Genomic DNA, 21,627 nt, shown 5'->3' with positions numbered 1-21,627 from the left:
CGCTGGCCACTCAATGCCGGTCGGCCATCACCTTCTCGGCCACGTCCTTCGCGGCCTGCGCGTAGTGCCGGAACTCCATGCTGTAGGTCGCCCGGCCCTGCGTCAGTGAACGCAGCGTGGTCGAGTAGCCGAACATCTCCGACAGCGGAACCTCGGCGCGCACCAGCTTGCCGCTGCCGCCGGGGATGTCTTCCATGCCCTGCACCATGCCGCGGCGCGACGAGAGGTCGCCCATCACGTTGCCCATGAAGTCCTCGGGCGTTTCCACCTCCACGGCCATCATGGGCTCCAGCAGCACCGGCGTGGCACGGCGCAGGCCCTCGCGCAGCGCCATGCTGCCGGCCATGCGGAACGCGTTCTCGTTCGAGTCCACGTCGTGGTAAGAGCCGAAGGTCAGCGTGACCTTCACGTCCACCACCGGGTAGCCCGCCAGCACGCCGGCCTTCAAGGCCTCGACCACGCCCTTGTTCACCGCGGGGATGAACTCGCGCGGCACCACGCCACCCTTGATCGCGTCGACGAACTCGAAGCCCTTGCCGGCCGGCTGCGGCTCCAGCTTGAGCACCACGTGGCCGTACTGGCCCTTGCCGCCGGACTGCTTGACGAACTTGCCTTCCACGTCCTCGGCCGTCTTGCGGATGGCCTCGCGGTAGGCCACCTGGGGCTTGCCCACGTTGGCCGAAACGCCAAACTCGCGCCGCATGCGGTCCACCAGGATCTCCAGGTGCAGCTCGCCCATGCCGGAGATGATGGTCTGGCCCGATTCCTCGTCCGTGCGCACGCGGAAAGACGGGTCTTCCTGCGCGAGCCGGTTCAAGGCGATGCCCATTTTTTCCTGGTCGGCCTGCGTCTTGGGCTCCACGGCCTGCGAGATCACGGGCTCGGGGAACACCATGCGCTCGAGCAGCACCACCTTGGCAGGGTCGGAGAGCGTGTCGCCGGTCGTCACGTCCTTCAGGCCCACGGCCGCAGCGATGTCGCCCGCGTAGACGGACTCGATCTCCTGCCGCGCATTGGCATGCATCTGCACGATACGGCCGATGCGCTCCTTCTTGCCCTTGACCGGGTTGTAGACCGTGTCGCCCGACTTCACCACGCCCGAGTAGACGCGGAAGAACACCAACTGGCCCACGAAGGGGTCGGTCATGATCTTGAAGGCCAGCGCCGAGAACGGCTCGGCATCCGACGGGTGGCGCTCCACCAGCGTCTCGTGCACGTGCTCGTCGTGGCCGGCAATGGCCGGGATGTCCAGCGGGGACGGCAGGTAGTCGATCACCGCGTCCAGCATGGCCTGCACGCCGCGGTTCTTGAACGCGCTGCCGGCCAGCATGGGCACGATCTCGCCCGCGATGGTGCGCTGGCGCAGGGCAGCCTTGATCTCGGCCTCGGTCAACTCGACACCGTTCAGGTACTTGTCCAGCAGCTCCTCGCTGGCCTCGGCCGCAGCCTCCAGCATCTTGCCGCGCCACTCCTCGGCCAGCGCCTGCAGGTGCGCAGGGATCTCGCCGTAGGTGAACAGCACGCCCTGACTGGCGTCGTCCCAGACGATGGCCTTCATGCGCACGAGGTCGACCACGCCGTGGAAGTCGTCCTCGGCGCCCACGGGGATCTGGATCGGCACGGCGTTGCCCTTGAGCCGCTCGCTGATCTGGCGCTGCACGCGCAGGAAGTCCGCGCCCACGCGGTCCATCTTGTTGACGAACGCGATGCGCGGCACCTTGTACTTGTTGGCCTGGCGCCAGACGGTCTCGCTCTGCGGCTGCACGCCGCCCACCGCGTCGTAGACCATGACGGCGCCGTCCAGCACGCGCATGGAGCGCTCCACCTCGATGGTGAAGTCCACGTGGCCGGGCGTGTCGATGATGTTGATGCGGTGCTCGGGGTAGTCGCCGGCCATGCCCTTCCAGAAGGCGGTGGTGGCGGCCGAGGTGATGGTGATGCCGCGCTCCTGCTCCTGCTCCATCCAGTCCATGGTGGCGGCGCCGTTGTGCACCTCGCCGAGCTTGTGGTTCACCCCCGTGTAGAAGAGGATGCGCTCGGTGGTCGTGGTTTTGCCGGCATCGATGTGTGCGCTGATGCCGATGTTGCGGTAATGCTGGATGGGGGTCTTGCGGGTCATGGCAGTCTCACTGCAGGGTGGACCGGACCGCACAAAAAAAGCGGCGGCCGGTCCCGAACAAACGGGAGAGCCGCGCGGAGTCGGCTCAAGGGCGGGTGGGCAGGGGGGCGACTTGGTACATCGGAGACTCCAGGTAAGGCAAAGAGCTTAGACGAATCCAGGTAATGCTGCATGCCGCGATTTCAAGGGGCTAAGCTGCCCCTTCCGTCCGCCAGGAGTCCCCATGCAACTTGCCGTGTTCAGCGCCCGCCTCTACGACCGGCGTTTCCTGGAGGAAGCCCGTGCTCGGGGCGCCGGCCCCGCCGGCCTGCAATGCCGGTACTTCGACGCCGCCCTGGCCCCCGAGACGGCGGCGCTGGCGATGGGCTGCGAGGCCGTCTGCGTGTTCGTCAACGACCGGCTGGATGCGCCCACGCTGCAGGCCCTGGCCCAGGGCGGCGTGCGCGCCGTGCTGCTGCGCTGCGCCGGCTTCAACCAGCTGGACGTGGCCGAGGCTGCGCGGCTGGGGCTGTTCGTCGCCCGCGTGCCGGCCTATGCGCCCGAAGCCGTGGCCGAGCATGCGCTGGCCCTCATCATGACGCTGAACCGCAACACCCACCGCGCCTACAACCGCGTGCGCGAGGGCAACTTCGCGCTGGACGGCCTGCTCGGCGTGACGCTGCACGGCAAGACCGTGGGCATCGTCGGCACCGGCCAGATCGGCATGGCCACCGCGCGCATCCTGCACGGCATGGGCTGCGTGGTGCTGGGCTGCGACCCGGCGCCCTCGCCCGCCTTTGCCGCGCTGGGCACGATGGTGCCGCTGGACGCGCTGCTGCAGCGCGCCGACATCGTCTCGCTGCACTGCCCGCTGACCGACGCCACGCGCCACCTGATCGACGCCGCCGCCCTGGCCCGCATGCGGCCTGGCGCCATGCTGGTCAACACCTCGCGCGGCGCGCTGGTGGACACCGCAGCCGTGATCACCGCGCTGAAGTCGCGCCACCTCGGCCACCTGGCCATCGACGTCTACGAGCAGGAGGGCGCGCTGTTCTTCCAGGACCGCTCGGGCGACATCATCGAAGACGACCAGTTCCAGCGGCTCATGACCTTCCCGAACGTGCTGGTCACGGGCCACCAGGGCTTCTTCACGGTGGAGGCGCTGCGCGAGATCTCGCAGGTCACGCTGGCGAACCTGCGCGACTTCGCCACCGGCACCACCTGCGCCCACCAGATCGGCACGCACCCACGTTCGTGACATCGGCGCGCCACAGGGGCGCAGCGGAGTGCGCGCCTAGAATAAGGTGTAAATCATTTACACCTTTCCATCGACCAATCTATCCCCATGCAACCGAACACCACCGACACGACCCAGGCTTGCAGCCCAGCCGCTCCCCTGACTGCCAACGCGCCAGCGCCTGCTGCCGTGGCTGCGGCCGCACCCGCGGCCACCCCATCCCCCGCGAAGAAGGCCGCGCCGCGCAAGGCGGGGGCTGCGAAGAGCCGGGCAACGCAGGCCGCGCGCACGCCAGCCCCCGTGAAGTCCCGCCCCGCCAAGGCCGCCACCGTGTCGGCGAAGAAGGCCAGCCCCGCACACGTGCCGGCGCCGGCCACCGTGGCCAAGTCCAGGAAGCAGGACCGCACCGCGCATGCGGCCGAGCCCGTGAAGGCCAAGTCCAAGACCAAGCTCGTGCGCGACAGCTTCACCATGCCGCGCGAGGACTTCGACCGCATCGCCACGCTGAAGGAGCGCACGCTGGACTTCAAGCGCCCCACCAAGAAGAGCGAGCTGTTGCGCGCCGGCCTGGTCGTGCTCGAGAAGCTCAGCGACGCGCAGCTGCGCAGCGTGCTGGACGCGCTGGCGCCGCTGAAGCTGGGCCGCCCCGCCGCGGCCTGACGCACAGCGCGGCGCCCTCCTGCGAACGGTGGATGCGCGCGGGGTGCCAGGCGCGTAGCCTGCCAGGTGGCGCAAGGCCGCCCCGTGCATGTGCGGCACCCGCATCAGGCTGTCACATCCGCGCACTAGCGTGCATGCCACCCTTGCAGGAGCAAACGATGAAACTGTCCCGCCTGACCCTGGCCACCTTCAACCTGTTCAACCTGAACCTGCCCGGCAGGCGCATCTACACGGGTGCCGGCTGGACGCCCGAGCAGTACGACCAGAAGATCGCATGGGCAGCCAGCCAGCTCCGGCTGCTGGCGCCCGATGTCTGCGGCTTCCAGGAGCTCTGGCATGCCGACGCGCTGGTCCAGGCGCTGGCCGCATCGGGCATGGCCGACCAGTACGACGTGCTCGTGCCACCCGATGCCGATGGCCGCAAGATCGTCTGCGCCGCCATCGTGCGCAAGGGCCTGCTGATCGGCACGCCCGACTGGATCAGCGCGTTCCCGCCTGGCTTCGTGCTGCGCTCCAAGGGCGAGGACCCGCAGACGCCGCAGATCAGCGTGAACATCCAGGGCTTCTCGCGGCCGGTGCTGCACTTCGCCATGCGCCCGCGCACGGACAAGCCCGCCGTCGAGGTCTTCGTGTGCCATTTCAAGTCCAAGGCGCCCACGCAGGTGTTCAAGGAAGACTGGTACGACAAGACCACCTACGGCAAGCATGCCAAGGGCCTGGGCTCGGCGTTGTCCACCATCCGCCGCACGGCCGAGGCGGCAGCGCTGCGCTTCTTGCTCAGCGAGACCATGAAGGGCAACGACACGCCCGTGGTGGTGCTGGGCGACATCAACGACGGCCAGCACAGCAACACGGCCAACATCCTGACCGACCAGCCACGCTACCTGGTCGGCGATTCGGACGGCGGCGGCGACGTGGCGCTCTACACCGCGCAAACGCTGCAGGAGTACCGCGACACGCGCGACGTGTACTACACCCATGTGCACCAGGACATCCGCGAGTCGCTGGACCACATCCTCGTGAGCCAGGAGTTCTACGACAACAGCCGCAAGCGCATCTGGCTGTTCGACGGGCTGGTGATCAACAACGACCACCTGAACTTCGAGGACCACAAGGCCCTGGGCACGACGGACCACGGCGTCATCCGCGCCGCGTTCAAGTACCGGCCTGTGACGCCGACATCGCCGGTTTGACGCACGGCCGGTCGCGGCGGCGGCTGACACGGCGCGGTCACATGGCCACGGCATCATGCAGTCCTGGGCAACGCGCCCCTTGCCCACCAAGTGGTGTGGGCTGTCGAAGAGCAGGCATCCTTCCGCCGCTCCGGAGCGCATCCGGATGAATCCTCACCAAGGGTCGTAAACGTGGACCGCGCAAGAGTCCACGGCCAATTCTTCAAGGCCCGCCGCGTGCGGGCCTTTTTCGTTGTCATCGGCCGTGCACGGCCGGGGGCGCGACGGCGCGTTCCAGCGACCAGAGCTCCGCCAGCATGGCGCGGGCAAGCGCCGTGCCCAGCACCGGGCTTGCGAGTTCCAGGAACTTGCTCTCCAGCTCCCCGTCCGACAGCGGCAATTCCGGGTCGCCCTTGCGATTGGGCTGCAGGTGCACGAGCTTGGCACCGTTGCGCGTGGTGATCTCCACCCGCGCCGCGCGCTGGCCGGGGAAGGCCGCGTCGATCGCCGGGTCCACGCGCACGTCGATGCGGGTCATCAGCTCGCGCACACGTGCGTCGGCCAGCTGTGCGGGCTCGTAGGCCGCCAGCCGCACGCTGCCGCGCGCCAGCGCCGTGGCCACCACGTAGCGCAGGCTGAAGCGGGCTTCGTTGGCGGTAGTCGGCCTCTCGTAGCAGGCGATGTCGAGCGCGGGCCGGTAGGTGTCCACCTGCACGTGGGCGATGTCGTCGGCCTGCAGGCCGTGCTGTTCGCGCAGCGCCAGCGCGCCGTCGATGGCCGCGAAGGTGTGGCCGCAGCCGATGTGGTTCTTGAAGGTCAGCCGCGTGATGTGGAAGTCGCGGCCCAGCGTGGCGCCGACCTGCGACCAGTCCGGCCCGTTGCTCATGGCCTGGCCCAGGCCGGCGTCGCCGTCCAGCACGTCCAGCGAGCCGGTCACGCCGCGCGCGGCCATCTGCGCGGCCAGCAGGCCGCCCTCGGCCGCGCGGCCGGCGTGCAGCGGCTTGGACATGGAATCCATGCGAAAGGCCTGCTGCAGCCCGGCCGCGAAGGTGGCGGCCGTGGCCAGCGCGTGCGCGAAGGGCTGGGCGCCGAGCCGCAAGGCGCCACCGGCTGCGGCTGCAGCGCCGAAGGTGCCCACGGTGCCGGTGTTGTGCCAGAACTGGTAGTGCGGCCGGCCCAGCACCACGCCGATGCGGGTGGAGACCTCGTAGCCCAGCACCAGCGCGCGCAGGAAGTCCAGGCCGCTGGCGCCGGCGTCCTGGCTGGCGGCCAGCGCGGCGGCGATGGTGGCCGCGCCGGGGTGGTACATCGCGTCGCGGAAGCTGTCGTCCACCTCGGCCGCGTGGGCGGCCGTGCCGTTGTACAGCGCGGCGGCGCGGGCCGTGGCGCGGCGGCCGTTGCCCAGCCGCGCGCGGCCGCGGTCCAGGTCGTCGGCCAGCACCTGCTCGAGCTGCGCCAGCGGGTCGGCCGCCAGGCCGGGGAACAGCGAGGCGTACCAGTCGATCACCGCGCGCTTGGCGTGGTGGATCACCTCGTCGGGCAGCGCGGTGTGGTGGTAGTCCTGGGCGTAGTGGCCGAATGTCTCGGTGGCGTGCATGGGGGTGTCTCCTTCAGTCGGGGGTCGGTGCCGCGAGCCAGGGGCCCAGCAGCGTGTGGATGGCGGGTGCGGCTTCGTACTGCACCCAGTGGCCCGCGTTGGGCACGATGGCGGTGCGGCAGTGGGGATGGCAGGCGGCCAGCGCGGGCGCGAGCGGCACGGGGTCGGCCGTCACGTCGTGCTCGCCCCAGGCCAGCAGCAGGCTGCGGGCGACCTGGGGCAGCAGGGCCTGCAGCACGCCCGCGCGCGAGATCGGCTTGCTGCGAAAGCGCGTGTGCTGGCAGGCCTGTGTGTGGATCTCCAGGGCCTGCGCGTCGACGCTGGTGTCGGCGTGCAGCATGTGGGCCAGCAGGTTGTGGCGCATGGCCTCTTGCAGCGCGGCGGCGCCGCCTGATGCCGCTGCGGCGCGCCAGTTCACCAGTACCGCCCTTGGCCGCCGCGGGCCGCCGTGGCCGCCCGGGCCCGGCAGGGCCAGCCGGTCCACGCCGCCGCGCGTGGCCGCCAGGTGAGCCGCCACCAGGCCACCGAACGAGAAGCCGGCCAGGTCGATCGGCGTGCTACCGCCCAGCAGCGTGTCCAGGCTGCCGGCCAGCCGCTGCAGCAGCAGGGGCAACGTGGACTCGGCCGTGGCATCGGATTCGCCGTAGCCCGGCAGGTCGGGCACGCAAACGCTGCGCTGCGCGGCCAGCGTCTTGATGTTGCGCGCCCAGTGCAGCCAGCTGCCGTGGCCGCCGTGCAGCAGCACCAGCGGGCGGCCCTGGCCGAACACGCGCCAGACCGCGCGGCCACCGTGGCTGTCCACTGCGTGGCGCTGGGCCAGACGGTCGAGCGCGGCGATCACGGGACGGCCTTCGGCTGCGGCACGATCACCTGCGGGGGGCGCGGCGGTGCTCATTCCATCTTGATGGACTGGGCCTTGATCACCTGGCGCCATTTGGCCTCCTCCGCGCGCACGATGCGGGTGGTGTCCTGCGGCGTGTCCAATGTCAGCGCCAGCCCTTCGGCGGCGGCGCGGCGCTGGAAGCCTTCGGTCTGCGCCGCGCGCCGCAGCGCGGCATGCAGCTGCTCGACGATGGGCGCTGGCGTCGCACCGGGCACGTACACGGCATACCACCCGTCCGCGTCGTAGCCCGGCACGCCGGCTTCGGCGAAGGTCGGCACATCGGGCAGCAGGGGCGAGCGCCTGGCGCCCGTCACGGCCAGCGCGCGCAGCTTGCCGCCCGCGAGCATGGGCGCCACGCTGGGCAGCGTGCCGAAGGCCAGGTCGATCTGGCCGGCGATCACGTCGTTGATGACGGGCGCCGCGCCGCGGTACGGCACATGCGTCACGAACAGTTTGGCCTTGCTCTTGAGCAGCTCGGCCGCCAGGTGCGTGGACGCGCCGTTGCCGGCCGAACCATAGGCCATCTGGCCGGGCCTGGCGCGGGCCTGGGCGATGAAGTCGGCGGCCGACCTCAAAGGGCTCTCGGTGCGCACCACCGCCACGCTCGGCGCGCGGCCCAGCAGCATGACGGGCGCGAACGCGGTCTCGGCCGGGTACGGCAGCTTGGGGTGCAGGCTGGGCACGATGGCGATCGCGCTGGTGTTCAGCAGCAGCGTGTGGCCGTCCGGCGGGCTCTTGGCCGCCGCGTCGTTGCCGATGACGGTGCCGGCACCGGACTTGTTGTCCACGATCACGGGCTAGCCCAGGTCGCGCGACAGTGCGTCGCCCAGGGCGCGTGCCATGGCATCGGTGCCGCCGCCTGCGGGGAAGGGCACGATCAGGCGGAGGGGCTTGTTCGGGAAGGTCTGTGCGGCAACAGGTGCTGCGAAGGGGCTTGCGAGGCTGACGGCCAGCGCTGCCAGCCAGGCGCGGCGGGATACGGTGATGTGCTTCATACCCGCTCCAGCACCACGGCGATGCCCTGGCCCACGCCGATGCACATGGTGGCCAGCGCGTAGCGCCCGCCGCTGGCATGCAGCTGGTTGACGGCCGTGGTGGCCAGCCGCGCGCCGGAGGCGCCCAGCGGGTGGCCCAGCGCAATGGCGCCGCCGTTCGGGTTCACGCGCGCATCGTCGTCGGCCAGGCCCAAGTCGCGCAGCACGGCCAGGCCCTGCGCTGCGAAGGCTTCGTTGAGTTCGATTACGTCCAGCTGCGCCAGCGTGAGGCCGGCCAGGGCCAGCACCTTGCGCGTGGCCGGTGCCGGGCCCATGCCCATGGTGCGCGGCGGCACGCCGGCCGTGGCCATGGCCACCACGCGGGCGCGCGGCGTGAGGCCGTGGCGGGCGGCGCCGGCCTCGTCGGCCAGCAGCAGCGCGCAGGCGCCGTCGTTCACGCCGGAGGCGTTGCCGGCGGTGACCGTGCCATCGGGCCGCACCACGCCCTTGAGTTTGGCCAGCACTTCCAGGCTGGTCTCGCGCGGATGCTCGTCGCGTGCCACCACCAGCGGGTCGCCCTTTTTCTGCGGCACGGTGACGGGCACGATCTCGGCGTCGAAAAAGCCGCGCTGCTGCGCCGCGACGGCCTTGCGCTGCGAGGCCAGGGCCATCCGGTCCTGGTCTTCGCGCGAGATCCTGTAGTCCGTGGCCACGTTCTCGGCCGTCTCGGGCATGCTGTCCACGCCGTGCAGGGCCTTCATCTTCGGGTTGACCAGACGCCAGCCGATGGTGGTGTCCTCGATCTTGGCGGCGCGCGAGAACGCGCTCTCGGCCTTGCCCACCACGAAGGGCGCACGGCTCATGCTCTCCACGCCGCCGGCCAGCATCAGGCTGGCTTCGCCCGACTTGATGGCGCGCGCGGCCGTGCCCAGCGCGTCCAGGCCCGAGCCGCACAGCCGGTTCACCGTGCTGCCGGGCAGGCCCACGGGCAGGCCGGCCAGCAGCGCCGACATGCGGGCCACGTTGCGGTTGTCTTCGCCGGCCTGGTTGGCGCAGCCGTAGACGATGTCGGCCACGGCCTCCCAGTCCAGGTTCGGGTGGCGGGCCATCAGGGCCTTGAGCGGCACGGCGCCCAGGTCGTCGGTGCGGACGGACGAGAGGCTGCCGCCGTAGCGGCCGAAGGGGGTGCGCACGGCGTCGCAGATGAACGCCTGTGTCATGCCAGCACCACCACGCCGTCGGCCGCGCGCACGCCCTGCCCTTGCGGCAACACGAACACCGGGTTGATCTCGGCCTCGACCAGTCGCTCGCCCAGCTGCGCCGTCATCTGCGAGAACGCCACGATGGCCGTGACCAGGGCCTCGACATCGGCCTTGGGCCGTCCCCGGAAGCCGTCCAGCAGCGGCCAGCTCTTGAGCGCCTGCGCCATGGCCAGCGCATCGGCGCGCGACAGGCCCCCCTCGGGCGGCAGCAGGCGCATCGTGGTGTCCTTGAACAGCTCGGCCGTCACTCCCCCCATGCCCAGCAGGATGGCCGTGCCCAGCGCGTCGCGGTGCATGCCCAGGATCAGCTCGGTGCCGCCGCCCACCATCTCCTGCACCAGGAAGCGCCTGGGCTGCACGCCGGCCTTGGCCTCGACCTCGGCCGCCATCGCCACCAGGCGCGCGCCGACGGTGTCGGCCGTCAGGCCCACGGCCACGCCGCCCACGTCGCTCTTGTGCGTGATCTCGGCCGACAGGATCTTCAGCACCACACGGCCACCCAGTTCGCGCGCCGCGGCCTCGGCCTCGGCCGGCGTGGAGACGATGCGCTCGCCCGCGCAAGGCACGCCGAAGCGCGTGAACAGCTGCTTGGCCTGGTACTCGTCGAGCGAGCCCGATGACAGGTCGTCCACCGCCACCGCCGCCACAGGCGCACTGGCCTCCACCTGCGGCTGCAGCTGCGCCACCTGGAACATCGCGCGCAGCGCTGCCGTGCAGCTTTCTGGCGCCGGGAAGGCGGGCACGCCGCGCTGCGTCAGCAGGGCGCCGACTTCGGGCGCATGCGGGCTCACATAGGCGATCACCGGCTTGTCGGAGTTCGGCAGGCAGTCCTGGATGGCGCCGGCCAGCAGCTTGGGGCTAGCCAGGCTGGACGAGCCCACGATGATGGTCAGCGCGTCGTAGCTGTCGCTCTTGAGCAGCACGTCGATGGCGCCGCGCAGCAGCGCGGGCTGCAGGCCGGCGAGCGTCACGTCGATGGGGTTGCGGTCCAGCACGGCGTGGTCGCCGGTCTGCAGCGCGCGCAGGGCCTCGGCCGTGGCCGCGTCGGGCGCGGGAGTGTCGAAGCCGGCCATGCCCAGATCGTCCGACACCAATGTGCCGGCGCCACCCGTGGACGTGAGGATGGCCACGCGCTTGCCCTGCAGCTTGCGGCCGGTGGCCAGCGCAGCCGGGATGTCCAGCAGCTCGCCGAAGGTCTGCGCGCGGATCACGCCGACCTGCTGGAACAGCGCGTCGTACATGCGGTCGGCGCCGGCCAGTGCGCCGGTGTGCGACACGGCTGCCTTGGCGCCGGCTTCGGAGCGGCCGATCTTGAAGGCCACCACCGGCTTGCCGTTGCGCGCGGCCTTCAGGCAGGCGTTGCGGAACTTGGCCGGGTCGCGCACGGTTTCCACATACAGCGCGATGACCTTCGTCGCTTCGTCGTCGGCCAGGTGGTCGATGAAGTCGGCCAGCTCCAAATCCACCTCGTTGCTGGTGGAGATCAGCTTGGACAGGCCCACGCCGCGTGCCGCGGCGCGCGACAGCAGCGCACCCAGGATGCCGCCGCTCTGCGACACCACGCCGATGCCGCCTACAGGGAAGTGCTCCATCTCCAGCGCGCCGGTGGCCGACAGCACGATGTTGTCGGTCAGGTTCACCAGGCCGATGGTGTTGGGGCCCAGGATGCGCATGCTGCCCGCGGCTTCGATCAGTTGCCGCTGGCGACGCGCGCCGTCTTCGCCGGTCTCGGTGTAGCCGCTGGCCAGCACGATGGCGGCGGCGCAGCCACGTGCGGCCAGGTCGCGCACGGCCAGGTGGGCACGCTCGGCGCCCAGCAGCACGATGCCCACGTCGGGCACGCCGGGCAGCGATGCGATGTCGGGGTAGCAGGCCAGCTCGCCGATGCGGTCGACCTTGGGGTTGACGGGATAGATGGCGCCCGCGAAGCCGTGCTTGACGAGGTAGGACACGGGGCGGCCCGCGGTCTTGCCGGCGTCGGCCGAGGCGCCGATGACGGCGACGCTGCGCGGTTGCAGCAGGCGGGAAATGGCGTTGGTCATGGCATCACTCCTTGGCGGCGGACTTGGCGAGGAAGGCTTCGACCGAGGCGCGGTGCTCGCTGCTGGTGTAGCAGATGCCCTGCGCCTGGCTGCCCTGGGCGAACACGTTGTGCGAGGACAGCTCGAAGCTCTGGTTCAGGATGGTCTTGGTCAGCGCCAGCGCGGTGGCGGAACCCTTGCCCAGTTCGGCGGCCCAGGCCTGCGCATCGGCCACCAGCGTCTCGGCGCTGGTGGTGCGGTCGACGATGCCGAGCGATACGGCTTCGTCCGCCTTCACCACGCGCCCCGTGAAGATCAGCTCCTTGGCGCGGGGCAGGCCCACGCGGCGCGGCAGGAAGTACATGCCGCCGCCATCGGGAATGATGCCGCGGTGGATGTACGACCAGGTGAAGCTGGCCCATTCGCTGGCGATGACGAAGTCGCAGGCCAGCGCCGTGTCCGCACCCAGGCCCGAGGCCGCGCCGTTGACGGCCGCGATCACCGGCTTGGGCATGGTGTGCAGCAGGGCCTGCACATGGTGCACGCGCTGCTGGCGGTGCCAGCCGTTGAAGCCCACTTCGCCGGTCGGTGCGTTCATGCGCTTTTGCATGCCGGCGATGTCGCCACCGGCGCAAAAGCCCTTGCCGGCTCCCGTCAGCACCAGGGCCTTGATGGTCTTGTCGGCGGCCACGCGTTCCAGCGCATCGACGAATTCGGTGCGCATGTCGTCGCTCATGGCGTTGCGCTTGTCCGGGCGGTTCAGGGTCAGCGTGGCGATGCTGTCGTGCACCTGCAGGGTGATGAGTTCGTAGGCCATGGCGGTCTCCTAGAGGTTGTGGGCGTTCAGTCGGCCTTGATGCCGTTTTCCTTGACGATGCGGGCCCAGCGGGCTTCTTCGGCGCGCACGTAGGTGTCGAGCTCGGCCGGGTTGCCGGCGCTGATGTTCAAACCCTCCTGCTCGACCTTGCGCGCGAAATCCGGCGCGCGCGCGGCCTTGCGCGCAGCGGCGTTCAGGCGGGCAATCACGTCCTGCGGCGTGCCGGCCGGCGCGTAGAGCCCGTACCAGCTTTCCACCGCGTAGCCAGGGATGGTGGCGCCGACCGTGGGCACGCCCTTGAACGCGGCAGAAGGCTCCGCGCTGGTCACCGCGATGGCGCGCAGCTGGCCTCGCTCCACGAACGGCGCGACGGCCGCGGCCGTTCCGAAGAACATCTCCACCTGCCCGCCCATGAGGTCGGTCATCGCCGGGCCGGCGCCGCGGTAGGGGATGTGCAGGGTCTTGACCTTGGCCAGGTTGTCGAACATCTCGCCGGCCAGGTGTGCCGAGGTGCCGGCGCCCTGCGAGGCATAGGTCAGCTTGCCAGGATTGGCCTTGGCGGCGGCCAGCAGATCGGCCACTGTCTTGAACGGGCTGGCCGGGCGCACCACCAGCACGTTGGGCCCGCGGCCGACCAGCATCACCGGCGCGAAGGCCTTGGCGTTGTCGAACGGCAGCTTGCTCTGCAGGCTGGGGTTGACCGCGTGCGCGAAGCTGGCCATCACCAGCGAGTAGCCATCGGGCGCGGCCTTGGCGATGGCGTCAGTGCCGATGATGGTGCCGGCGCCGGGCTTGTTGTCGATGATGACCGGCTGGCCCAGGTCCTTGGACATCTCCTGGCCCAGCGTGCGGGCGATCAGGTCGGTGCCGCCGCCCGGCGCGAACGGCACGACGATGCGCACCGGCTTGTTGGGAAAGGTGCTGGCGGGCGCGGCGCCACCGACGAGCAGGCTGCCGGCGAGCACGAAGCCGGCCAGGGCGCGCAGGGTGCGCAGGGGGCGAAGGGCGTGTGGATGCATGTGTGTGTCTCCGATGCGGTGAGGGCTGGACGGCCCGGGTTGCTGGCGGCGTCGTGTGTCGATCACCGTGCCCGGAGCTTAGAAACAAGGGCGGCGAAAGTAACCCGCCCAATTCCACTGAGTGGAACTATGATCCGGCTGCCCTGGAGACCGACCCATGCACGCCATCCGCAGCACCCTCGCCCACGACAAGCCCGGCCTGTCGCCTGCCAACCGTTCGCTGGAACGCGGCATCGAGCTGCTGCGCGCGTTCCGCCAGGGCTCCGAGCTGCTGGGCAATGGCGAGCTGGCCGAGCGCACCGGCCTGTCGAAATCCACCGTCAGCCGCTTGACGCAGACGCTGGTGGGCACCGGCATGCTGCAGCTGGACCAGGCCCGGCGCGCCTACCGGCTGGCACCGGCCGTGCTGGGCCTGGGCCACGCCATGCGCTCGGGCTCGCAGGTGCTGGCGCTGGCCGCGCCGCTGATGCGCGCGCTGGCCGAGCGCATGCATATCAACGTGGGGCTGGCGGCACCCGACCGCGACGAGATGGTCTACCTGGAGTCCATCCGCTACAACCGCCGCGTGGTCCTGCGCCACGTGGTGTCGGGCCAGCGCATCCCGATGGAGCCGACCTCGCTGGGCCGTGCCTACCTGGCCGTCGCGCCCGAGCCGCGGCGCAAGGCGCTGATGGCCGCGTTCCGCCAGCGCCGGGGCGCCGGTTGGGCCGCGATGGCACGCGAGATCGAGGCCGCACGCACGGGCGTGCAGCGCGATGGCTGGTGCGCCGCGTCCTGGCAGCCCGAGGTGGTGGCGCTGGCCGCGCCACTGGTGTGGGGCGACGCGATCTATGCGTTGAACGTCAGCGTGTCCACGGCCGAGCCGATGGCGCGCATCGCCGCGCAGTTGTCGCCCAGCCTGCTGCAGCTGGTGGGCGACGTGCAGCGCGCGTACGAACGCGCTGCGCCCGACTGATGCGTTTCAGCGCCTGGGCGCGGCCTCGGCCCGCGCCAGCAGCAAGGACCGCTCGGCGCCGTTGTGCGCCAGCTCGGCCGCACGCAGCCACTCGGCGCGCGCCTCCTCGTGCCGGCCCAGCCGGGCCAGCAGGTCGGCGCGCACGCTGGGCAGCCATTGGTAGTGGCGCAGGGCCTTGTCGCCCAACAGGCGGTCGACCAGCGCGAGCCCGGCCGCCGGCCCCTCGGCCATGCCGACCGCCACCGCACGGTTGAGCTCGACCACGGGCGAAGGCGCGACCTGTGCCAGCCGGCCGTAGAGCGCCGCGATGCGCGCCCAGTCGGTCTGCGCGGCCGTGGCGGCGCGCGCATGGCAAGCGGCCAGTGCAGCCTGCAGCGCGTAGAAGCCGTCATCGCCCCCCAGGGCCGCGACGCGCTCCAGCGCCACCAGGCCGCGGCGGATCAGCAGCCGGTCCCAGCGGCCGCGGTCCTGGTCGGCCAGCAACACGGGGCGGCCGGTGGAGTCCAGCCGCGCGGCGGCGCGCGAGGCCTGCAATTCCATGAGCGCAACCAGGCCCCAGGCCTCGGGCTCGCCTGGCGCCAGGCTGGTCAGCATGCGGCCCAGGCGCAGGGCTTCCTGCGTGAGTTCGGGGCGCATCCAGTCGTCGCCGGCCGTGGCGGTGTAGCCCTCGTTGAAGATGAGGTAGACGACTTCGAGCACCGAGGCCAGGCGCTCGGCCAGCGCCTGGCCCTGCGGCAGCTCGAAGGCCACCTTGGCCTCGCCTAAGGTGCGCTTGGCGCGCACGATGCGCTGCGCCATGGTGGGCTCGGGCACGAGGAAGGCGCGCGCGATCTCGGGCGTGCCCAGGCCGCCCAGCAGCTTGAGCGTGAGCGCCACGCGCGCGTCGATGGACAGCACCGGGTGGCAGGCCGTGAACATCAGCCGCAGCAGGTCGTCGCCGATGGTGTCGGCACGCGCGGCGTCCAGCGCATCCACGAAATCCGGCACGATCAAGGCCTCCTGCACTTCGAGCTCATGGCCGACCTGCTCCAGCTTCTCGGTCTGCATCCTGGCGTGGCGCAGGTGGTCCAGCGCGCGGCGCTTGGCCGTGGTGGTGAGCCAGGCGCCCGGGTTGTCGGGCACGCCGTCCTGCGGCCAGTGCTCCAGCGCGGCGATCAGCGCGTCCTGCGCGAGCTCCTCGGCCACGCCGATGTCGCGCACCATGCGCGCCACCACGGCCACGATGCGGGCAGACTCGATGCGCCATACCGCGGCAATCGACGCATGCGTGGCCGCGTGCATCAGGCTTGCGGCGGTGTGCCCACCATGTGCACGAGCTCCCAGACATGGCCGTCCAGGTCGGTGAAGCCGTGGGAGTACATGAAGCCGTAGTCCTGCGGTTCGTTGGGCACGGTGGCCCCGCCGGCCTTGGCCTTCTTCACCAGGTCGTCGATCTCCTCGCGGCTGCCGCACGACAGGCAGACCAGCACCTCCACGCTCTGGTGCGCGTCGACGATGGCCTTCTTCGTGAAGGTCTGGAAGAAGGGCTCGACCAGCAACATGGCGAACAGGTTCTCGCCCAGCACCAGCGAGGCGCCCTGCTCGTTGGTGAACTGCGGGTTGAATTCGTAGCCCAGGCTGCGGAAGAAGGCCTGGCTGCGCGCCATGTCCTTGATGGGCAGGTTCACGAAGATCTGTGCGTGTTGCGGCATGGTGATGCTCCTTGGCGGTTCAGCCGTTCTCGGCCTTGGACTTGAGGCTTTGCAGCCCGGTTTCGAAATCGCGGCCGATCATGTGGTCCATGTCGAAGAACAGGCCGGCCAGCCTGGCCAGGTAGGGGCTGGCGCCATGCATGGCCCAGGTCACCTCGGTGCTGTCGCCGCGCGGCACCAGCGTGAAGGCCACGTCGTTCTCACCCGCGAAGGGCTCGAGCATGCGCAGCCGCATGGCCACGCGGGCCGGCGCCTGGGCCTCGGTGATCTCCAGGCTGCCCTTGCCCACGTCCCGGTTGCCCTCGAACACATAGCGCGCGCCGTGGCCGGCGGCCGGGCCGCTGTAGCTGCCCTTGACGTTCGGGTCTTTCTGCAGGTAGGGGTTCCAGGTATTGAACCGGTGCATGTCGTGGATCAGCGCGTAGACCTTGTCGGCCGGCGCGCGGATGCTGGTGCTGCGCTGCACGGCGAAGCTGTCGGGCCGGGTGGCGGCGAGCAACAGCACGGCGGCCAGCAGCAGCGCGATGGCCAGCGAGATCTTCCTGAGCATGGCGCTGGCCCGGCTCACAGGCTGCCCATGGACTTGAAGCGCTCGGTGGTCTCGCCGGGCGGGAAGTCGCCCGCCTCGTAGAGCTGGCGCACCTCGATCTCGGCCGGCTGGCCGGCACCCACGGGGTTGGGGAAGCGGCGGGCCCAGGCCATGGCCTCGTCGCGCGAGCGCACCTGGATCAGCGTGTAGCCGGCGATGAGTTCCTTGGCCTCGGCGAACGGGCCGTCGATGACGGTGCGCCGGTCACCTGCGCCGTAGCGGATGCGCCAGCCCTCGCGCGAGGGCTGCAGCCCGGCCGCGTCCAGCAGCACGCCGGCCCGGGCCAGCTCCTCGTGGTAGTCGGCCATCGCCGCGTACAGCGCCTCGTCGGCGACCGGCTGGGTCTCGGCCTCGAAGGCGGGGGTGGATTTGACGATGATCATGAAGCGCATCTGGTGCTCCTGTTGCCCATGCCTGCACGACGAAGCACGGGCGCCCGAATCGACAGCGGCCGTGCAGAAAATTTCAGGCCCGCCGGCCGTCGTCCCAGCACGGCGCCAGCGCACGCACCTCCACCGTGCACCACTGCGCCGCCGGGCATTGCGCGGCGATCGCCAGCGCTTCCTCGCGCGTCTGGCAGCTCAGCAGGAAAAAGCCGCCCACCATCTCCTTGGCCTCGGCGAAGGGGCCGTCCAGCAGCTGCGTCTGGCCGCCGCGGCGCGTCACGCGCGTGCCGGCCTGCTCGGAAGCGAGCGACTCGCCGGCCACCAGCAGGCCGCGCGCCTTCAGGTCGGCGCCGAAGCGCAGCATCGCGTCGTAGGCGGCGCGGCCCTCGGCCTCGGTGCGCGTGGCGCGCTGGCCGACGGGTTCGTGGATCAACAGCATGTAGGACATCGCGTTTCCCTTGCAAGAGACCGGCTTCCGGCGGCTGGCCGGCGCGCGGCGCGCCGATCATAAGAGCCCGCCTGCGTCCGCCAAACAGAGGATTGGCGCGCTGGCAAATGCGATTGGAATGCACATACTTGCAAGAGTTGGCGCTTAATCGCAACGAAACATGGCCAGATGAGCCGGCCGCCTGCCCAGGAGGGCCCATGATCGAAGACAGGATCCACCAGGTCCGGCAGTCGCTGGACAACCAGGCAGCGGACATGCCACCGGCCACCCGCGCCCTGCACCTGCGCCTGTGCGATGCGCTGGACCGGCTGCAGGCGATGTACCGCGGCGGCCCGGGCGACGGGCAAGCGCCGGCAATGGCGCAGGCGGTGCGTGGCGCTGTCGCCGAGTTCGAAGGCGCGCTGGCCGCCGCAGCCGCCAGCCTGGATGCGTCCACCGTGGCGGCCTGCCAGGCGCTGGCGGACCTGCTGGCCGCCGAGGCGGCGCCGCGCCATGGCATTTTTCGCGCGCGGCGTGGCGACCCGCCCACGGCACCAGCCGCCCGGGCCATCCAACCTTGCGCCACGCCTGTGGCGCCGACCGCACCGGCCGCGTGGGCACCGCACGCCAGTGCCCAGCCTGTCGTGCCGCCGGCCGCCGAGGTGCGCTTCGCCGCCAGCGCACCGCGCACGGCCCGGCCCGGCCGCGCCCTCGTCGCCCGCTTCCTGGCCTACGCCGAGGCCGACGAGGCCCAGGCGCTGGCGCGGCTCGGCAACACGGCCGGCCAGCAGGTCGAGAGCGGTTTAGGCGGCCTGCCGGTGGCGGTGGGCGCGGAACTGGACATCGCCGTCAGCGGTGCAAACCTGCAGGTCGAAGGCGCGCCGCGCTGCGTGCAGCGGCTGGTGTGGCGCGGCGGCGTGCAGCGGCTGGATTTCGAGGTCGAGCCCACGGCTGGATTCGACGGCGGCATGCTGCGCCTGGACGTGCTGCTGGACGGCCTGGTGCTGGCCCGCATCCGCCTGACGCTCGCATGCGCCACCGACACCAGCACGCCCGCCGCCGACGACCAGCACAGCAGCGGGCACCGGCTGGCGCGCAAGGCCTTCGCGTCCTACGCCTCGGCCGACCGCCAGCGCGTGCTGGACCGCGTGGCCTCGGTGCGGCTGGCCTCGGCGCTGCAGATCTTTCTGGACTGCCACGACCTGTTCCCCGGCCAGGCCTGGCAGCCGCGGCTGGCGCAGGAGATCGACGGCTGCGACGCCTTCCTGCTGTTCTGGTCCGACGCCGCCGCGGCCTCGACCTGGGTACGCTGGGAATGGGAGCGCGCGCTTCACAAGCACGGCCTGGCGCACCTGCAGTTCCACCCGCTGGACAACGGCGTCACACCGCCGCCCGAGCTGGCCGAGTTGCATGCCGACGACCCGCTCATGGACCTGCGCCAGGCCCACGCCCAGCGCCTGGCCGCGCGAGGAGCCCCCCATGCCTGATGCCCCGTTCGACCCCGTCGTGCTGCGCCTGGACCCGGCCACGCTGGACGACATCCCGCTCGGCCTGCTGCGCCTGTCCGACGACGAGCGGCTGCGCTACATGAACCAGGCCGCGCGCGACCTGGCCGGCCCGACCATCGCGCTCGGCATGCCGCTGTCGGCCCTGGAGCTGCTGCCGCACAGCCGCGAGCAACTGGCAGCGCAGCTGCAGCAGCGGCGCGACAGCGAGCGCGGTGGCAGCTACGCGCTGGTGCTGCACCGCGCCGACCTGGGCGCCAACCTGCACATGGACGTGTCGGCCGTGCCCGAGTACGACGCCGAGGGCCACTACATCGGCTCCATCGGCTTCCTGACCGACACCACCATGCAGGGCGCCCAGCTCGCGGTGCACGAGGCCATCGGCGTGGCCTCGGATTGGCGCGCGCTGCTCAAGGCCGTGGACCGGCACATGCGCGAACTGCTGCCGTTCGACGCCATCGTGATCAGCCTGGTCAGCGAAGACCGCAGCGCGCTGCGCGTGTTCTACGAAGAGCCGCCGCTGACCCAGGGCCCGGCCTGGTGCTGGTGGCCGATGCCGGCCTTCGTGCGCGCCGACCTGGAATCGCTGCGCGTGACGCGCGCCGACGATGTGCAGCTGATGTTCGCCACTTCGCCCTACCGCGAGCTGGCGGACGACCCCATCACCGCCGCCTGGCTGTCGCTGGGCTACCGCCAGATGCTGCGCCGCCCGGTGCTGCGCGACAACCGGCTGGCCGCCATCGTCACGTTGTGCCGCCGGGACGACCGGCCCTTCACGCCCAGCGAGATGGCGCGGCTGGACCAGCTGCCCATCGGCGAGGCCGTGAACATGGCGCTGGCGCTGGACCGCCAGGGCGAGCTGGACTTCGGCCTGCAACTCATCGGCCGCCTGGGCGCCGCGGCCGGCAACCTGGCCGACGTGGCGCGCGAGCTGGCCGACGGCATGCGCGCGAACTTCGGCTGGGAGCATGTCTCGCTGTTCCGCGTGAACCTGGACGAGGACAGCATCTCGCTCGTGCACCAGTCCGCGCAGCCCGACTTCGTGCTGCCGCCCGACTACGCGCAGTCGCGCCAGCTGGGCCTGCTGGGCCAGGTGGCACGCTCGGGCCAGCCGCTGCGGCGCGACCTGGTGCACGAGGACCCGGTCTACCTGCCGGGCATCGCCGGCACCGTCTCCGAGATGTGCCTGCCCGTGCCGGGCCAGCCGGTGCGCTGGATCCTGAACGTGGAGTCCAGCAAGCGCGCGGCCTTCGCGCGCGAGGAGGAGCAGGCCGTGGCCCGGCTGCTGGCCGTCGCCGGCCTGATCCTGGACCGCACGCAGGCACTGCAGTTCAAGGCCACCGTGCTGGACACGGTGGCCGACGCCATCATCCAGACCAGCTCGCGCGGCGACATCCAGAGCGTGAACCCGGCCTGCGAACGCCTGCTCGCGCGCGACGCCGCCAGCCTGATCGGCCAGCACCTGAGCAGCCTGATCAGCGCGCCCGGCAACGAGCCCGACCCGCCCGGCTTCGCGCTGCGCCTGGTCGCCATGGACAAGCTGATCCCGGGCGAGGTGGAGCTGCTGACGGGCAAGGGCGAGGCCGTGCCCGTGCTGCTGTCCGGCGAATCACTGCCGCGCGAGCTGGGTGGCAAGGTCTATGTGGCCAGCGACCTGCGGCCCGACCGCGCGGCCCAGCGCATGCACACGCTGGCCAACGTGTTCCGCCAGCTGGCCAGCGAGATCCGCCTGCCGCTGGCGCTGATCTCGGCCCACCTGGAGGAGCTGCAGGAAGCCCTGGCGGCGCAGCCCGCGCTGGCCGGCACGCTGGACAAGGCCCGGCGCCAGCTGCGCCGGGCCGACCTGCCGCTGGAGCGCGCCGTGCGCCTGGCCACGCTGGACCAGGGCCAGGCGCTGCCGCTGCAGACCCTGTCGCTGCCCGAGCTGGCGCGCAAGCTCATCGACGAGCTGCCGCAGGCCCAGGCCAAGGCCGTGCGGCTGGACAGCGGGAGCGGCGACACGCTGGTGCAGGCCGCGCGCCAGGAGTTCGAGTTCTGCGCCGCCAGCCTGCTGGCCTTCATGCTGCGCATGAAAGCGCAGTGCGACGCCGTGTGCATCCACCTGCGGCGCGAGCAGACGCGCGAGATGTTCAGCGTCGAGCTCGTCGACGCGCAGACCCTGCAGCCCAGCAGCACGCGGCTGGAGGCCAAGAGCGAGCACGAGCGCGAGTTCGCGCTGGCCGAGCCCGTGATCACCGCGCTGATGCGGCGCATGGGCGGCAGCTTCGCCATCGACCAGCGCGCCGGGCTGCGCCTGCACCTGGCGCTGCCGGTGCTGGAACCCGCCTGAGGACC

Annotated in this window: 20 protein-coding genes; 6 read left to right on the top strand and 14 right to left on the bottom strand. The window is 71.1% G+C overall.

Annotated elements, in window-relative coordinates:
* Positions 1-10 precede the first annotated feature (10 nt).
* Positions 11-2,119 (bottom strand): elongation factor G, encoded by a 2,109-nt coding sequence (fusA, locus tag ASF43_RS23160; RefSeq protein ID WP_056186334.1) that lies wholly within the window; start codon positions 2,117-2,119, stop codon positions 11-13.
* A 223-nt stretch (positions 2,120-2,342) separates the two neighbouring features.
* Here fusA and ASF43_RS23155 point away from each other — a divergent pair, with 223 nt between their 5' ends.
* The 3 genes from ASF43_RS23155 to ASF43_RS23145 all read left to right on the top strand — a co-directional run bounded on the left by ASF43_RS23155 (position 2,343) and on the right by ASF43_RS23145 (position 5,188).
* Complete coding sequence (locus ASF43_RS23155; protein ID WP_056186331.1) at positions 2,343-3,356, top strand: 2-hydroxyacid dehydrogenase; 1,014 nt, start codon at positions 2,343-2,345, stop codon at positions 3,354-3,356.
* An 87-nt stretch (positions 3,357-3,443) separates the two neighbouring features.
* Entirely contained in the window at positions 3,444-3,995 is a 552-nt protein-coding gene (locus ASF43_RS30950; protein WP_156373482.1) for a hypothetical protein, read from the top strand.
* A 158-nt stretch (positions 3,996-4,153) separates the two neighbouring features.
* Positions 4,154-5,188, top strand: a complete 1,035-nt coding sequence (locus tag ASF43_RS23145) for an endonuclease/exonuclease/phosphatase family protein (RefSeq protein WP_056186329.1) — start codon at positions 4,154-4,156, stop codon at positions 5,186-5,188.
* Between the two features lie 235 nt (positions 5,189-5,423).
* Here the strand turns inward: ASF43_RS23145 and ASF43_RS23140 are convergent, their stop codons facing one another.
* The 8 genes from ASF43_RS23140 to ASF43_RS23110 are packed head-to-tail and all read right to left on the bottom strand — an operon-like array spanning position 5,424 to position 13,740.
* Positions 5,424-6,764: an MmgE/PrpD family protein gene (locus ASF43_RS23140; RefSeq protein WP_056186326.1), complete on the bottom strand. Its 1,341-nt coding sequence runs from the start codon at positions 6,762-6,764 to the stop codon at positions 5,424-5,426.
* A gap of 13 nt (positions 6,765-6,777) precedes the next feature.
* A complete protein-coding gene (locus tag ASF43_RS23135) occupies positions 6,778-7,605 on the bottom strand; it encodes an alpha/beta fold hydrolase (protein ID WP_235578345.1) in 828 nt (275 codons plus the stop codon).
* A 50-nt stretch (positions 7,606-7,655) separates the two neighbouring features.
* Positions 7,656-8,441, bottom strand: coding sequence for a tripartite tricarboxylate transporter substrate-binding protein (locus ASF43_RS23130; protein ID WP_235578344.1), 786 nt, complete (start codon positions 8,439-8,441; stop codon positions 7,656-7,658).
* Positions 8,442-8,444: 3 nt separating this feature from the next.
* The gene (locus ASF43_RS31830; RefSeq protein ID WP_235578343.1) at positions 8,445-8,642 is read right to left on the bottom strand and encodes a hypothetical protein; all 198 of its coding nucleotides are present in this window, start codon (positions 8,640-8,642) and stop codon (positions 8,445-8,447) included.
* Positions 8,639-9,841 carry a 3-oxoadipyl-CoA thiolase gene (gene pcaF / locus ASF43_RS23125; protein WP_056186321.1) on the bottom strand — a complete coding sequence of 401 codons (1,203 nt, stop codon included), beginning with the start codon at positions 9,839-9,841 and terminating at the stop codon, positions 8,639-8,641. Before pcaF ends, ASF43_RS31830 begins: the two co-directional genes overlap by 4 nt.
* Entirely contained in the window at positions 9,838-11,925 is a 2,088-nt protein-coding gene (locus ASF43_RS23120) for an acetate--CoA ligase family protein (RefSeq protein WP_056186318.1), read from the bottom strand. Before ASF43_RS23120 ends, pcaF begins: the two co-directional genes overlap by 4 nt.
* Before the next feature lie 4 nt (positions 11,926-11,929).
* On the bottom strand, positions 11,930-12,721 hold the full coding sequence (locus tag ASF43_RS23115; protein WP_056186316.1) for an enoyl-CoA hydratase/isomerase family protein: 792 nt from the start codon (positions 12,719-12,721) through the stop codon (positions 11,930-11,932).
* 26 nt (positions 12,722-12,747) lie between these two features.
* Complete coding sequence (locus tag ASF43_RS23110) at positions 12,748-13,740, bottom strand: tripartite tricarboxylate transporter substrate binding protein (RefSeq protein WP_056186313.1); 993 nt, start codon at positions 13,738-13,740, stop codon at positions 12,748-12,750.
* A gap of 157 nt (positions 13,741-13,897) precedes the next feature.
* On the opposite strand from ASF43_RS23110, the gene ASF43_RS23105 reads away from it, so the two are divergent.
* Positions 13,898-14,695, top strand: coding sequence for an IclR family transcriptional regulator (locus tag ASF43_RS23105; protein ID WP_056186310.1), 798 nt, complete (start codon positions 13,898-13,900; stop codon positions 14,693-14,695).
* A 6-nt stretch (positions 14,696-14,701) separates the two neighbouring features.
* On the opposite strand, the gene ASF43_RS23100 is transcribed toward ASF43_RS23105, so the two are convergent.
* The 5 genes from ASF43_RS23100 to ASF43_RS23080 all read right to left on the bottom strand — a co-directional run bounded on the left by ASF43_RS23100 (position 14,702) and on the right by ASF43_RS23080 (position 17,809).
* Entirely contained in the window at positions 14,702-15,976 is a 1,275-nt protein-coding gene (locus ASF43_RS23100; RefSeq protein WP_056186309.1) for an RNA polymerase sigma factor, read from the bottom strand.
* A complete protein-coding gene (locus ASF43_RS23095) occupies positions 15,976-16,386 on the bottom strand; it encodes a VOC family protein (RefSeq protein ID WP_056186306.1) in 411 nt (136 codons plus the stop codon). The genes ASF43_RS23100 and ASF43_RS23095 overlap by 1 nt, the downstream gene beginning before the upstream one ends.
* 19 nt (positions 16,387-16,405) lie before the next feature.
* On the bottom strand, positions 16,406-16,936 hold the full coding sequence (locus tag ASF43_RS23090) for an SRPBCC family protein (protein WP_056186677.1): 531 nt from the start codon (positions 16,934-16,936) through the stop codon (positions 16,406-16,408).
* 14 nt (positions 16,937-16,950) lie between these two features.
* A complete protein-coding gene (locus ASF43_RS23085; protein ID WP_056186304.1) occupies positions 16,951-17,367 on the bottom strand; it encodes a YciI family protein in 417 nt (138 codons plus the stop codon).
* Positions 17,368-17,440: 73 nt separating this feature from the next.
* A complete protein-coding gene (locus ASF43_RS23080) occupies positions 17,441-17,809 on the bottom strand; it encodes a YciI family protein (RefSeq protein ID WP_056186301.1) in 369 nt (122 codons plus the stop codon).
* 197 nt (positions 17,810-18,006) lie between these two features.
* Here ASF43_RS23080 and ASF43_RS23075 point away from each other — a divergent pair, with 197 nt between their 5' ends.
* On the top strand, positions 18,007-19,275 hold the full coding sequence (locus ASF43_RS23075; RefSeq protein ID WP_056186298.1) for a toll/interleukin-1 receptor domain-containing protein: 1,269 nt from the start codon (positions 18,007-18,009) through the stop codon (positions 19,273-19,275).
* Entirely contained in the window at positions 19,268-21,622 is a 2,355-nt protein-coding gene (locus tag ASF43_RS23070; protein ID WP_056186296.1) for a PAS domain-containing protein, read from the top strand. Before ASF43_RS23075 ends, ASF43_RS23070 begins: the two co-directional genes overlap by 8 nt.
* The last annotated feature ends 5 nt before the right edge of the window (positions 21,623-21,627 follow it).

The sequence above is a fragment of the Pseudorhodoferax sp. Leaf267 genome (assembly GCF_001422405.1).
In the GTDB taxonomy this organism is placed as follows: domain Bacteria; phylum Pseudomonadota; class Gammaproteobacteria; order Burkholderiales; family Burkholderiaceae_C; genus Pseudorhodoferax.
The sequence above is the reverse complement of the archived record's forward strand: the minus strand, read 5'-3'. Positions and strand labels throughout refer to the sequence as shown.